Raw genomic sequence first — 14,065 nt, 5'->3', positions numbered from 1 at the left:
CTTATCTACCTTTACCTAACAAAACAACTCGAATCGTTTTGAAGGCGATCGCTAAATCCAACCAAATGGAATAATTTTTGATGTAGTACAGATCGTATGACAGCTTTTCATAAGCATCTTCTATAGATGCTCCATAGGGATACATAACCTGTGCCCAGCCTGTAATTCCAGGTTTGACCAAATGGCGAACTTCATAGTAGGGAATCGCTTCTTTGAGTTTGACATCAAATTCTGGTCGTTCTGGACGAGGCCCAATCAGACTCATTTCACCCCGTAAGACGTTCCATATTTGAGGTAATTCATCAATACGTAACAAACGTAGCCAGTATCCGACTCTGGTGATTCGTGGATCGCGTTGACTAGCCCACTGCGCCCCCAACTTTTCTGCATCCTGATACATGGAGCGAAATTTATAAACTCTAAATGGTTTACCGTATAACCCACTTCGCTGCTGACTGTAGAATACTGGGCCAGGGCTATCTAGCCTAACTAGTAATGCAACCAATAACAGAAGTGGTGCAACTAATACTAGTAAAAAGAGGATCAATATGAGATCGATAACTCGCTTCAGTTTCATACTGAAGTAACCAGGCATGAGGTTAAAACCATCACTAAAAGCCAACCATTTATCTTGTAACAGCGACGAAGGGAGTTTATACCAAAATGTTTCGTAAACATCCGGCAATGTATAAACCGGAATGCCTCGCAACCGCATCTGCATTAACTGTTGTGCTTGAGACTTGGAAAAGTTTATCTGCGCTGTCACTATAACCCCAGACCAGGATTCTTGACTCCATTGCGACAAATCGCTCAGGCTTCCCTGATAACTCAGATTTCTTTTTGGTAAGTCTATAGCTTTTTGGTTTTCCTCTGCTAGAACAGTCAACTTCCCTAAAGGATTAAGTTCTAGCAATTTTTGTGTAAATTTGATGGCATTATCCCCCGATCCTAGTATTAACCAACGACTTTTTAGAGCGTGCGATCGCACCCATCTCACCGCCATTACGCGCAATATTATTGCCCAGATAGTAAAGATTCCCAAGCTAGGTAAAAAGACACTCCGCCACGATATCGGGTTGTATTTGGCAATATCTGACAAGTAAATCAGAGCAGAAATCAAGAAGGCGATCGCAATGCTACAAACAATAATTCGAGCGGGCGCTCTTAAACCTGAAATTTGCCGATCTGGATGGTAAGCATCTGCTAAATAAAATGCTGCAAGTATCATGCAGACAAATACATAAGGCAACGGATTTAGCCAATGTAAGGGTTGATCTAAACGCAACCATTGTGCGATCGCTAAACAAATTAGCAACCCAAAAATATCCCCTAACAAAAGCAATATCGGTAGGCTGCGGACTATATTTGGCAGCCTAGTATTGATAGGTAAACTGACATAACTTGTGGAAGTCATTGGTTTCTATTATTCTTCAGTATCCTGATATCGATTTATTCGTTAAAACCAGCAACCGAGTCAAATAAGGGAATATTAAAGACTAGCCGTATTGTGCCAAAGCATACAAAAATGAGAAATTTTGTCTGCTCTATTTGTCAAAGAAATTGGAGATTAGGTATTACAAACTAGGAGGGGAACTATCTGTGCGTCGGTATAGCATATCTGTAGGAGATACATCTTAACTTGCATTGGCTGTACGAACTACACTACGGCTTCAAGGTTGTTCTTTTGACATTTGCATTATGCCATGAGTGTAGTCAATCTGAACTTTATATTTAATTTTTTGATTAGCGTATATTTGCTGTTAAAGTAGCTGTTCATAAAGTAACAAAATAAAGAAAAAGCTTATGCAAGCTGTTGAAATGCTGTTATTAAATTAATACCAAAGAAGTAAGTGGGTGAAAAAAAACATAATCATGTTAACCAAGATAAATGAGGCTAAAAGCTTCTTCCCTCTTATATCTTGCCTTCTACCTCCTGCTCGACCTCAACTATAAATATTTATGCTTTTCTACTTAATGAGTTAAAATAAATGCTTTTTAATGTAATTTAAAATTTTAGAAAAAAAATTAAAAACACCTTGACATTCAGATAATATTTCTGGGATAAATCTAAGGAAATCTAATAAAAAGCAAACATTTTAAAAATACGGATATTTTTATTATGATTTTTTATACAAACCATTAGTAATTAATCCTAATTATGTCCAAATAGCTATCTTGGACTACCAAAATTGTGAAGCAAAATTAGTAAAAACAATTTCAGGTATTCGTAACATACTCCATGCCCTCTAACCAAGAAGACCAAAACTCCTTAGATTTGCAGCAATACTCGCTACTTCTGAAAAGGCGTTGGCTAATTATAGCTGTGGTGACTGCCTCTATTTTTGGGCTTTCAGCTTTAAGTGCTATCAAGCAAAAACCAATTTATGAAGCAGAAGGTAAGTTGCTTTTCAGTAAAACTGACCGCGTTTCTTCGCTGACAAATCCCTCGGCACAAGTTGGGGAGTTGAGAAGTGTGACTGAAATCAACAGTCCATTGGATACAGAAGCAGAGGTCATTCGTTCTAATCCAATAGTTGAGAAAACTATTGCTAGTCTCAGGTTGGTAGATAAGCAAGGAACACCCTTGGAAATAGATGAGTTTCTCAAACAAGTCAAAATTAAAAGTGTCCGAGGTACAGATATTTTGGCGATTTCGTACAGCAGCAGCAATCCAAAAGAAGCCGCAGATGTTGTGAATTCGCTGATGAGATATTACCTGGAGAACAATATTCGCATTAACCAAGCCCAAGCGACAGTGGCAAAGAAGTTTTTACGCAAGCAATTACCTGAAGTTGAAGCAAGGGTAGCTAGATCGGAAGCAGCTTTGCGTCAATTTAAAGAAGGAAATCGGGTAATCGCTTTAGACCAAGAAGCAACGAAAGGAGTGGACAAACTCGCAAACTTATCAGACCAGATTACCCAAGCCCAGGCAAATTTAACGGATGCTGAGACTCGCTCAAAACTTCTGCAACGTCAATTGAGATTGAATTCGCAGCAGGCTGTGGATATAGGGAATTTAAGTCAATCAAAAGCTGTGCAGGAAGTGTTAACACAATACCAACAGGTGCAAAACCAGTTAGCAGTAGAAAAGACTCGTTATACAGACAAACATCCGACGATCGTTAATTTGTTAGCAAAAGAAGCAGCCCTCAAAAAGCAGCTAGAGACGCGAATTGTTGAGAATGCAGATAGAGAAAAATCTGTACCAGCCCAGAATTTAGGGATGGGAGAACTCAAGCAGACCTTAGTGGCCCAACTGGTACAGTCGGATGTAGAACGTTCAGCATTAGCTAACCGAATTACGGTTTTGCAGAATGCATACACACTTTCTCAAAGACGATTGAGTGTTTTACCGCAACTGCAAGAAAAACAGGAGCAGTTAGAGCGACAGTTGCAAGTTGCTACATCTACTTATGAAGAACTGCTAAAGCGATCGCAAGAAGTCGATGTAGTAGTAAATCAGAATGTCGGTAATGCCAGGGTAATATCTGCGGCTTTACTTCCTCAAAAAGCTATTCCTTCCAAAATTGCCTTTCAGCTAGCACTGGGTGGATTTTTGGGAATTGTGCTGGGTATAGGGGTAGCTTTGGTCTTAGAATCTATGGATCGATCCCTGAAAACTCTTGAGCAAGCCCAGCAGTTATTAGGTTATTCTTTACTCGGTACGATTCCTCACTTCGATCGAAAAGCTAAAAACAGTGGGGAAGGTCTAGTCGAACTAGCAGTCAAAGATAATCCATATTCGGGAGCAAGTTCAGCCTTTGAGATGCTTCAGACAAACCTGGATTTTACTATCTCCGATCGACCATTAAAAGTAATTGCCGTAGTTAGTTCAGCTCCGGGTGAAGGCAAATCATTTGTGGCTGCAAATTTGGCAGTAGCTAAAGCACATATGGGGCGCAAAATCCTATTAGTAGATGCGGATATGCGTCACTCTTCCCAACAGGAAATCTGGAGATTATCTAATCCAGTTGGACTAAGTAATGTTTTAGTTGGTCAAGCAGAGTTTCGCAACGCCACTCAAGAAGTATTAGTTAACTTGGATCTCTTAACGGCTGGGACAATCCTAGCAAAACCCGCAGCATTGCTACATTCGCAGCGCATGGCTTTGTTAATTCAAGAGGCAGTCAAAGACTATGATTGTGTGATTATTGATACTCCTGCCTTGAGTTTGTTTGGTGATGCACTCATGCTAGGCAAGATGGCAGATGGGATATTGCTGGTTGTACATCCTGGAGTGCTTGACCGTGCTGTTGCTAAGAGTACGAAAATGATGCTAGAGCAAGCGCGATCGCATGTTTTAGGAATGGTGGTAAATGGGGTTACTGCTGAAAAGGCGTCTGGTTACTATCACTCTAGGGGATCTGACGGTGGAAAAAGGTCTGCTTTGAGCCAGATAAATTTGCCTGGGATAAGAGCTTGATGAAGTTTATTTATTGACTTGACTATAGGTTAATGGGGATAGGGGTATTTTCATGATCGGAAAACAGACAATCGAGCCTCGGCAGAAATTAGTGATTAAGGCAGGGCAAACCGAGCAGCAGTACTGGCAGGATATCTGGAAGTATCGGGAGTTGTTTTACTTCTTGGCTTGGCGAGACATCTTGGTGCGCTATAAGCAAACGGCGATCGGGCTGTCTTGGGCATTGCTGCGACCTTTTTTAACGACAGTTGTGTTTACGGTTGTATTTGGTGTTTTACTCAAGGCTCCGTCGGCAGGTGCGCCTTACCCGATTGTCGTGTTTTCGGCGATGCTACCTTGGCAGTTCTTTTCCAATGCCTTGAGTGAGTGTAGTAATAGCTTAATTAGTAATTCTAATTTAATTTCTAAGGTTTATTTTCCGCGTTTGATTGTCCCAACAAGTGCAGTGATTGTGAGTTTTGTCGATTTTATGATTTCTGCAATCATCCTATTGGGATTTATGGCGTGGTATAACTTTGTGCCGGATTGGCGAATTTTAACGCTGCCGTTGTTTATTGCGATCGCATTTGCGGCGGCGATGGGATCGGGGTTATGGCTGGCGGCATTAAACGTGGAATATCGGGATTTCCGATATATTGTGCCGTTTATTGTGCAGTTTGGACTCTATATTTCGCCGGTGGGTTTTAGTAGTAGTGTGGTGCCGGAACAGTGGCGACTACTTTACTCATTAAATCCAATGGTGGGTGTAATTGATGGTTTCCGGTGGGCAATTTTGGGTAAAGACTTTGCTATTTATTTACCCGGATTTCTCTTGTCCGTGGGGTTAGTCATCTTAGTACTGATTACCGGGATTTACTATTTCCGCCGGATGGAGCGCAAGTTTGCGGACATTATTTAGGTACAGCGTTTCAGGAGTTGTTAGCAGAGGTTGGAGGATATATGGCAGATACGGTGGTTAAGGTTGAGAACTTAAGTAAGAGCTATGTGTTGAGCCATCAGCAGGAGGGATATCGCTATAAGGCGTTGCGCGATGTGATAGTGGACGGGGCGAAATCGATCGTGAAGACGTTGAACCCCTTTAATCAAAACGCAAAACGCAAAACGCAAAACTCGAATCATGAGGAATTTTGGGCAGTCAAGGATCTGTCGTTTGAGATTAAGCAGGGCGATCGGGTGGGAATTCTTGGGCGGAATGGAGCCGGCAAATCGACATTACTGAAGCTTTTGAGCCGGATCGCGGAACCTACTCATGGCAGTATTGAGATTACGGGACGGGTAGCGAGTTTGCTAGAGGTGGGCACAGGTTTTCATCCTGAGTTGACAGGGCGGGAAAATATTTACCTCAATGGCGCGATTTTGGGCATGAGTCGGGAACAGATCAAACGCAAGTTTGATGAAATTGTTGATTTTGCAGAGATTGAAAAATTTTTAGATACGCCTGTTAAACGCTACTCCTCTGGGATGTATGTACGCCTTGCATTTTCAGTTGCGGCACATTTAGAGCCAGATGTTTTGATTGTGGATGAGGTTTTAGCAGTTGGAGATGCAAATTTTCAGAAAAAATGTCTTGGCAAAATGCAGGAAGTATCCAACGATCAAGCTCGAACAGTTCTATTTGTAAGTCACAATATTGAAGCAATTCAACGACTATGTTCTAAATGTTTGTTACTAAATAAGGGGCAGCTAATTAATTACGGAAATACAAATAGCGTGATAACTCAATATTTATCTAGTAACTATTATTCTTGTCAAGCTTTTCCCAAAAAGTGGATAAATTTAAGCGATGCACATCGAAATGGCAATGGACAAGCTCGTTTTATCGCTGTTCAATATAGTAGTTTAAAAAAAGATATTTCTTTTAATGCTTATTCAAATGGTGAACTTGAATTTCTACTGAAAATCGAATCAGATTCCTCAAGAAATATAGGAAGTCTTGCAGTTGTTGTCTATAACCAGTACGGTATAAAATTAGTAAATGCGGATATTGTATCACTTGGACAAATAATATCCCTTCAGCAGGGAGAAAATCTAGTTAAATTAAACATTGAAAAGCTACATTTAAAATCAGGTACTTATGTCATTGGTCTTTGGCTTTCCGATTCTTCATTCCATACTATCTTTGATTATATTGAGTCGGCATTTGAAATAGAGGTGGTTGAACTTCCATCCGAAGATTTTGGTATAACATGTGACGGTTTAGTAACCTGTAACTTTCAAGTATTATCAGCGCCAATCGCCGATTCAAATCTAAATTTAAAAACCTAGAAATAATTTACTGAGAGACTTTTAGAGATAGTCTGATGTTTATTCAATACAAAAAAAGACATCACTAGACATCACTTTTGATACAAGATAGATAAGAGAGAAGGCATGGAAAAGCAAAATGTTCTTTATTTCACAAGTTATCCTTTAGACCCTAATAATGGTTGTGGAATGGCACTTTTAAATGATATTTTTCAACTATCTCAGATAGAAGATATCAACCTTTATGTTGCCGTTACTTGTAACGAAAGTAATCAATTACAAACTAAAACACAATTAGAAAATTTAAAAGTTAAATATTACTTAACTACTCGATTAAGCCCTTCTACAACAAAAGAAAATTTTTTAAAAGAAGTAGTAAAAATATATAAAAGATTAGTGTATAAATTACGCTCGACTTTTAGCTTTCAGAATGTAACGTACTACAATTGGGATCGAGCAAAACATGTTTCTGAATATTTAACTGAACTCTGCGAACAACTCTCGATTAAAGTTGTTATTGTTGAACAGCTATATAGTATTTTATGGTTTAAAAATTTCCTTAAACTTAAACAAAAAAAGATATATCTTGCAACTGATAAAGAAGCAGAATTTTTTAAAGCTCTTGCTCCCTATAATTGGTTCAATTACAAATCTAAATTTAGTATTTTTATTAGTTATTTAAGACTAAAGGATTTTGAGAAAAAAGTCTGTGAATTGGCTGATAAATGTATATTTATGTCCGAAGCAGATATTCCCAATTATTTACTAGCTAATAAAAAAGCATCGATCAATTCACAAATACTCCCGCCTAAAGTCGTCGGCTGGCGTTATACAAATTCAAAGACAGTTTTCTTTGCTGGTAATATTAATTTCTATTTCAATTTCTTAGCTGTAAAATGGCTAATTTATGAATTATCTCCGAGATTATTAAAACTAAATAATAAAATAAAAATTGTGATTGCTGGTACAGATTTTAATAATATACCCAAAGATTGGACTATAGAAAGTAACGTTCATATTCCTGGTTTTATTCCTAAAGAACAGCTTGAGGTTTTGTTTCAGACTTCCGATATTTTTATATGTCCTATTGATAATGATTTTTCAGTGAAAATGAAATTAGTTGAATGTATTTCTTATGGAATTCCTTTCTTTGCAACTGAGCCTTGTCTGAAAGCATTACCATATTTATCTGGCTTGCCAATTTTAGATATTAATAGCCCTGACGAAGCAGCAGCTTATATTTGTGATACTTTATCGAGAAAAGAAGTCTTAGAGCAATTAAGTAACCGCATCTTAGAAGATGCTTTTAATTTTGCTAATACTCGAAAAGATTGGTGGACAAAAACTGTTTTAGATATGTAAATATTTAACTTTAAATATTGAGATAATTATCAAAATTCATTTATCTCAATTTAGAAAAATTGTCAAACACTAGTTATTAGAGCATAACCAAAATGACTACTTTCCATCAATCAGTTTTAGTTACTGGGGTAGCAGGATTTATTGGTCGTTACGTTGCTCGGTATTTCTCAGAGCAAGGTTGGTCGGTAATAGGCGTTGATAATTCGCCTCCTGAAAATGCTCCCCTTCACAACTTAACAGCCTATCATCGTCTCAAATTACCCGACCCCTCTTTAAATAACTTATTAAAGGAATATTCTCCTAACATTTGCATTCATTGTGCAGGGCGTGCCTCTGTTGGCTTATCGATTATAGAACCCGATGTTGACTTTCAATCTAACACAGCTTTAACTTTTGAAATTTTAAATGCGTTGCGAATTAATGCCCCTAGATGTCGATTTATTTTTCTTTCTAGTGCAGCTATTTATGGAAATCCAGAGTCATTACCTATTGGAGAAACTCAACGCTGTAACCCCATTTCTCCTTATGGATTTCATAAGTTACAAAGCGAACAACTATGTTTAGAATTTAGCAAAGTTTATGATTTACCAACTGCAAGTGTACGAATTTTTTCTGCTTATGGCCCGGGTTTACGCCGTCAAGTCCTTTGGGATATTTGCCGACAAGCAATTTATCAACCCATAGTTAAGTTACAAGGAACTGGCAAAGAAAGCCGTGATTTTATTCATGTACTCGACATTGCCAAAGCTTTATTATTAGTAGCAACTTCTGCACCAATGCAAGGAGAAACATATAATTTCGCAAGTGGAAGAGAAGTTACAATTTCAGAACTAGCGGAGATGGTGTTTAAATCCTTAGACTACAAAGGTAGTGTTGAGTTTGATGGAATGGTTCCTGTTGGAACCCCCATTAATTGGCAAGCTGATGTTACAAAATTAGGAAGTCTAGGAATAACCGATTTTTTATCTTTAGAACGGGGTGTCCGTGTTTATGCAAATTGGAGTTATGCAGAACTGTTGGGCATATAGCTCTTATTAAAAAAAGCCATATTCATTAAAATAATTTTTTCTGATGAACAAAGAACAGTTAAAACTAATCGTCCAAAAGATATTACCATCTCCTACCCACCACTGGCTAAAGTCTCAATATAATAAGGTACGACTGGGTACTCTGCAAAGCTTAAAACCTATAAATTCAGGTTGGGGTTTTGAGCAAGGAAAACCAATTGATCGCTACTATATTGAGAATTTTTTGGGTCGCTATTCAAATGATATTCATGGGCACGTATTAGAAATTGGAGATAACTATTATACTCAGGAATTTGGAGGCGATCGCGTTACTAAAAGCGATGTATTGCACGTTAAAGATAACCCCAATGCAACAATCATCGCAGACCTAACAGATGCGGAACATATACCATCAAATACATTTGACTGCTTTATACTGGTTCAGACGCTTCAGCTAATTTACGAAGTGCGACTAGCGCTCTTAACAGCCTACAGAATTATGAAACCAGGAGGTGTTGTTCTGGCTACGTTTCCGGGAATCACACCACTCAAAGATGAGGAATGGAACAGTTGCTGGTGTTGGAATTTTACAGCCCTATCTGCACAGCGACTGTTTGAGGAGGTTTTCCCTAAGGAGAATATTCAAGTCGAAACCCACGGAAATGCTTTGGCAGCCACAGCTTTTCTTCAAGGATTGGTAGTTCAAGATATACCCAAGGGAAAGCTAGATTATCATGATCGTAGCTACGAGGTAACTATCACCGTTAGAGCAGTGAAACCTGATATGAGGTGATGGAATGAAAATACCTGGAAGTGACAAATTGAAGCGAACAATTCGACGGTTCCAAAAAAATTTAGCATCCTCTAAGGGGCTGATTTTGATGTACCATCGCGTCGCTGAGGTAGAATTAGACCCCTGGAGTCTGTGCGTAACTCCCCAAAACTTTGCCGAGCAACTAGAAGTTTTGCAAAAATATTACCAACCTCTTAGCCTCAAGCAATTCGCGCAAGCGCAGCGAGATGACAACATTCCAGAGCGAGCAGTGGTTGTCACCTTTGATGACGGTTATGCAGACAATCTCCATCATGCCAAACCAATACTTGAGCGCTATAGCATTCCAGCCACAGTTTTCGTAAGTACTGGCTACATAGGAAAAGAGCGTGAGTTTTGGTGGGACGAGTTAGAAAGGCTACTTTTGCAACCAGGCAAATTACCAGAGAAACTTTCTTTGAATATTAATGGTAGCCTTTGTCACTGGGAGCTGGGTCAAGCCGCCAATTACACTCAACAAGACTATCAAAGCGATCGCACTTCTAAAGCTTGGGAAGCTAAACCCGGTTCTCGAATGTCTTTCTATTACTCAATTTGGCAAGTATTACTACCTTTACCGGAAGGGGAATGTTTAAAAGCTCTAGACGAGTTAGTAATTTGGGCTAATGCCAAATCTACTGTACGTAAGACTCACCGCTCCCTTTTACTGGAAGAGGTGTGTGCTTTGGGGCAAGGAGATTTAGTAGAAATTGGCGCTCACACAGTTACCCATCCATTTCTTTCAGCACAATCAACAGAATTACAAAGATATGAAATCCAGCAAAGCAAAGCTACTTTAGAGGAGATGCTCAATCGTCCCATAACAAGTTTTTCCTATCCATTTGGTAATTACACTCAACAAACCCTTGAGTTGGCTCAAACTATTGGATTTGACTGTGCTTGCACTACAACTAAAGACATAGTCTGGCGACAGAGCAACAGTTTTCAATTGCCTCGCTTCGGGATTGAAAACTGGAATGGGGAAGAATTTACCAAGCAATTAGCGAGGTGGTTTCATGGTTGAACAGATAAATAAGAAACCATTAGTTTCCTGCATCATCATCTTTTTGAACGCTGTTGAAAATTTCTTTATAGAAGCAATAGAAAGCATTTTTGCTCAAACCTATGACAATTGGGAACTTTCGTTGGCAGATGACGGTTCAGCCGACAAGAGTACAGCCATTGCGTTGCGATATGCCCAACAACACCCTAACAAAGTGCGCTATTTGGAGCATGAAGGTCATCAAAATCGCGGTATGAGCGCAACGCGTAATCTGGGAATTCGCCATGCAAAAGGTGAATATATTGCTTTACTAGATGCAGATGATATCTGGTTGCCGCAAAAACTGGAGAAGCAGGTAGCAATATTAGAAGCTCACCCCGAAGCAGGTATGGTTTATGGCTCCACTCTGATGTGGTTTAGCTGGACGGGTAATCCTGAAGATGCGAAGCGCGATCGCCAACGAACTCTAGGTGTAAAACCTGATACCCTACTAAAACCGCCAACACTGCTCAAGTTGTTTTTGAAAGGCAAAGCCGAAACACCAGGCACCTGTAGCGTCCTCATACGTCGCAAACTCGTTCAAGATGTCGGTGGCTTTGAGGAGTCCTTCCGAGGAATGTTTGAAGATCAAGCCTTCTTTGCCAAAGTCTGTGTCAAAGCATCTGTCTTTGTAGAAAGTGGCTGTTGGGATAGGTATCGACAACACACAAAAAGCTCCTGTTATGTTGCACAAGCTTCAGCACAATACAATCCACTCAAACCAAATCCTACCCACTTAACTTTCTTGACCTGGTTAGAGAAATATTTGTGCGAACAAGGATACCAGGATACTGAGATTTTGCAAGCTTTAAATAAAGCATTATGGCCTTATCAGCACCCACAAATCTTCTACTTGTTGCAATTTTTTCCAAATGTTGCTCAATCTTTTACGAGGAGTATAAAAAAAATTGTGAAATTCATATTTAGACGTACTTAGCAGAGACCTAGCGATCTGTCCAGAACTAATTGACAGATAGTTTTTCACAATGACTTGAAGAAATTATTTGATTACAGCAATAAAAAAACAAATTAACTGAACATCTGAACTAACGAAAAGCCAATTATTATGAATGAGCTATACCCTTTTCGATCTGTTATTCAACCTGTCCCCGATGGAGAACCGCGACCTTTATGGTCAGTGATGATTCCCACTTACAACTGTGCAAACTATCTGCGCGAAACACTGACGAGTGTGTTATCACAAGACCCAGGGCCAGAGATAATGCAAATAGAGGTGGTTGATGACCACTCCACCAAAGACGATCCTGAAGCTATTGTTAAAGAATTAGCAGGCGATCGCGTTAGTTTTTATCGCCAGCCAGAGAATGTTGGACACGTTAAGAACTTTACCACCTGCCTACAGCGATCGCGTGGCAAACTCATCCATCTTTTGCATGGTGATGATTGCGTTCGGGAAGGCTTTTATCGCAAGATGCAACAAACATTTGATACTCAGCCGGAAATAGGAGCCGCTTTCTGTCGTCACATCTTTATGGATGAGACAGGGCACTGGCGACACTTTTCTGAGATATTACAACCTCAAAGCGGCACAATTGATAATTGGTTGGAAAAAATTATAGTCAAACAATATATTCAAACTCCCTCTATTGTCGTTCGCCGACAAGTATATGAAAAGTTAGGTAGTTTTGACCATCGGTTTCGTTTTTATTATGAAGACTGGGAAATGTGGGTGCGAATTGCCGCACAATACCCTGTATGGTACGAAGTTGAGCCACTAGCTATTTATCGGCTACATTCTGTATCTAATACTGGACAAACTGTGCGTACAGGTAAAAACATCCAAGAGGTACGCAATGGCTTGGAAATTGTACAGTCTTATTTGCCTGCTTATCTGCCACAATCAACAGTCGATCGCCTGATCGATGCCAATAAAAAACACTCGGCAATCTGTGCTCTCAGAACAGCCCAAAATATGCTGATGATTGGCGATTTGTCTGCTGCGATCGCACAAATTCAAGAGGCATTTAAATGCAGTATTTCACCAAAGGTTATGGCATATTTTATTTACTTTGCTACTCAAGCTGGATTGAAACGTTCCCTGTCATTTTATCGAAGTTAAATAAACTAAATAATACCAATTGTGGAAGGTAATGAGATAGTCACTCCAGTCATTAAAATCCTTCCAGACTTGTTTATTGTTTGGCGACTTTAAAACTTACGCACTGTACAAACGCATCATCTCGTATATCAACTTTCAGGAAGAAAGGTATTGTCAAAATGCAAACTCCAGTTGCGTTCATCATTTTCAATCGCCCAGATAGAACCGCAAAAGTGTTTGAGGCTATTCGCCAAGCGCGTCCACCGATGCTCTTAGTTGCAGCGGATGGGCCTCGTGTAAATCGAGCTGGAGAGTCCGAAAAATGTGCTGAAACGCGATCAATTATCGATCGCGTAGACTGGCCTTGCGAAGTCTTAACCAATTATTCTGACATCAATATGGGAATGAAGCAGCGGGAAGCTACTGCTTTTTCTTGGGTATTTGACATCGTTGAAGAAGCTATTCTTCTGGAAGACGACTGTTTACCTCATCCGACTTTTTTTCCCTATTGCGAAGAATTATTGAGGTATTACCGTCATGATGAGCGGGTTATGACAATTTCTGGAGATAATACCCCCTTGGGCAATCCTAGAAATCGGCAGACTCAGGATAGCTATTACTTTTCGATTTATGCCCGAACATGGGGATGGGCAACCTGGCGTAGGGCATGGCAACATTACGATCTGGAAATGAAAAAATGGTCAACCATTCGCGACGAGGGCTGGCTGGAAGACATTCTTAGAGATTCCAGAGAAGTCCAATTTTGGCAAAACCAATTTCAATCTACCTATGATGGTTTTGATACTTGGGACTATCAATGGATGCTCTGTTCCTGGTTACAAAATGCCTTGAGCATTATCCCCACAGTTAATTTGATTAGCAATCTGGGATTCGATCTGGATGGAACCAATACAACAGATCGAGGCGATCCACGCTCCAATGTTCCGACACAAGCCGTGCAATTTCCATTACAACATCCGCCCTTCACGATCCCAGATCGCCAAGCCGATCGCTTCACAAGAGAACATGTTTATATGCCAAGTCTCTTGAAACGTGTCCAGAGAAAGCTCAGAAAAACATTCAAAAATTTCAAATAATTTGTCGATCTATTAATGTT

At 39.7% G+C, this 14,065-nt stretch carries 11 protein-coding genes; 10 read left to right on the top strand and 1 reads right to left on the bottom strand.

What is annotated here, in order from left to right; genetic code table 11:
* Position 1 precedes the first annotated feature (1 nt).
* On the bottom strand, positions 2-1,414 hold the full coding sequence (locus RMY64_RS22490) for a sugar transferase (protein ID WP_322701148.1): 1,413 nt from the start codon (positions 1,412-1,414) through the stop codon (positions 2-4).
* An 825-nt stretch (positions 1,415-2,239) separates the two neighbouring features.
* On the opposite strand from RMY64_RS22490, the gene RMY64_RS22485 reads away from it, so the two are divergent.
* The 10 genes from RMY64_RS22485 to RMY64_RS22440 all read left to right on the top strand — a co-directional run bounded on the left by RMY64_RS22485 (position 2,240) and on the right by RMY64_RS22440 (position 14,045).
* Positions 2,240-4,423 carry a polysaccharide biosynthesis tyrosine autokinase gene (locus RMY64_RS22485; protein ID WP_322701147.1) on the top strand — a complete coding sequence of 728 codons (2,184 nt, stop codon included), beginning with the start codon at positions 2,240-2,242 and terminating at the stop codon, positions 4,421-4,423.
* Between the two features lie 52 nt (positions 4,424-4,475).
* The gene (locus tag RMY64_RS22480) at positions 4,476-5,321 is read left to right on the top strand and encodes an ABC transporter permease (RefSeq protein ID WP_322683835.1); all 846 of its coding nucleotides are present in this window, start codon (positions 4,476-4,478) and stop codon (positions 5,319-5,321) included.
* Between the two features lie 41 nt (positions 5,322-5,362).
* Positions 5,363-6,688, top strand: coding sequence for an ABC transporter ATP-binding protein (locus tag RMY64_RS22475; protein WP_322701146.1), 1,326 nt, complete (start codon positions 5,363-5,365; stop codon positions 6,686-6,688).
* Positions 6,689-6,793: 105 nt separating this feature from the next.
* On the top strand, positions 6,794-8,029 hold the full coding sequence (locus RMY64_RS22470; RefSeq protein ID WP_322701145.1) for a glycosyltransferase family 4 protein: 1,236 nt from the start codon (positions 6,794-6,796) through the stop codon (positions 8,027-8,029).
* Between the two features lie 92 nt (positions 8,030-8,121).
* Positions 8,122-9,057 (top strand): SDR family oxidoreductase, encoded by a 936-nt coding sequence (locus tag RMY64_RS22465; RefSeq protein ID WP_322701144.1) that lies wholly within the window; start codon positions 8,122-8,124, stop codon positions 9,055-9,057.
* A gap of 43 nt (positions 9,058-9,100) precedes the next feature.
* Entirely contained in the window at positions 9,101-9,829 is a 729-nt protein-coding gene (locus tag RMY64_RS22460) for a methyltransferase domain-containing protein (protein ID WP_322701143.1), read from the top strand.
* 4 nt (positions 9,830-9,833) lie between these two features.
* Complete coding sequence (locus RMY64_RS22455; protein ID WP_322683839.1) at positions 9,834-10,871, top strand: polysaccharide deacetylase family protein; 1,038 nt, start codon at positions 9,834-9,836, stop codon at positions 10,869-10,871.
* Positions 10,864-11,826: a glycosyltransferase family A protein gene (locus RMY64_RS22450; RefSeq protein WP_322701142.1), complete on the top strand. Its 963-nt coding sequence runs from the start codon at positions 10,864-10,866 to the stop codon at positions 11,824-11,826. The genes RMY64_RS22455 and RMY64_RS22450 overlap by 8 nt, the downstream gene beginning before the upstream one ends.
* A gap of 129 nt (positions 11,827-11,955) precedes the next feature.
* Entirely contained in the window at positions 11,956-12,969 is a 1,014-nt protein-coding gene (locus tag RMY64_RS22445) for a glycosyltransferase family 2 protein (RefSeq protein ID WP_322701141.1), read from the top strand.
* 158 nt (positions 12,970-13,127) lie between these two features.
* A complete protein-coding gene (locus tag RMY64_RS22440) occupies positions 13,128-14,045 on the top strand; it encodes a glycosyltransferase family 2 protein (protein WP_322701140.1) in 918 nt (305 codons plus the stop codon).
* Positions 14,046-14,065: the final 20 nt, after the last annotated feature.

The sequence above is a fragment of the Nostoc sp. DedQUE08 genome (genome assembly GCF_034530895.1).
Lineage (GTDB): Bacteria > Cyanobacteriota > Cyanobacteriia > Cyanobacteriales > Nostocaceae > Nostoc.
The sequence above is the reverse complement of the archived record's forward strand: the minus strand, read 5'-3'. Positions and strand labels throughout refer to the sequence as shown.

Bases quoted from the DNA above. Each gene is read 5' to 3' on its own strand.
- RMY64_RS22440 (WP_322701140.1), top strand. From the start codon at position 13,128: ATGCAAACTCCAGTTGCGTTCATCATTTTCAATCGCCCAGATAGAACC.
- RMY64_RS22480 (WP_322683835.1), top strand. From the start codon at position 4,476: ATGATCGGAAAACAGACAATCGAGCCTCGGCAGAAATTAGTGATTAAG.
- RMY64_RS22455 (WP_322683839.1), top strand. From the start codon at position 9,834: ATGAAAATACCTGGAAGTGACAAATTGAAGCGAACAATTCGACGGTTC.
- RMY64_RS22450 (WP_322701142.1), top strand. From the start codon at position 10,864: ATGGTTGAACAGATAAATAAGAAACCATTAGTTTCCTGCATCATCATC.
- RMY64_RS22490 (WP_322701148.1), bottom strand. From the start codon at position 1,414: ATGACTTCCACAAGTTATGTCAGTTTACCTATCAATACTAGGCTGCCA.
- RMY64_RS22475 (WP_322701146.1), top strand. From the start codon at position 5,363: ATGGCAGATACGGTGGTTAAGGTTGAGAACTTAAGTAAGAGCTATGTG.
- RMY64_RS22460 (WP_322701143.1), top strand. From the start codon at position 9,101: ATGAACAAAGAACAGTTAAAACTAATCGTCCAAAAGATATTACCATCT.
- RMY64_RS22485 (WP_322701147.1), top strand. From the start codon at position 2,240: ATGCCCTCTAACCAAGAAGACCAAAACTCCTTAGATTTGCAGCAATAC.
- RMY64_RS22465 (WP_322701144.1), top strand. From the start codon at position 8,122: ATGACTACTTTCCATCAATCAGTTTTAGTTACTGGGGTAGCAGGATTT.
- RMY64_RS22470 (WP_322701145.1), top strand. From the start codon at position 6,794: ATGGAAAAGCAAAATGTTCTTTATTTCACAAGTTATCCTTTAGACCCT.
- RMY64_RS22445 (WP_322701141.1), top strand. From the start codon at position 11,956: ATGAATGAGCTATACCCTTTTCGATCTGTTATTCAACCTGTCCCCGAT.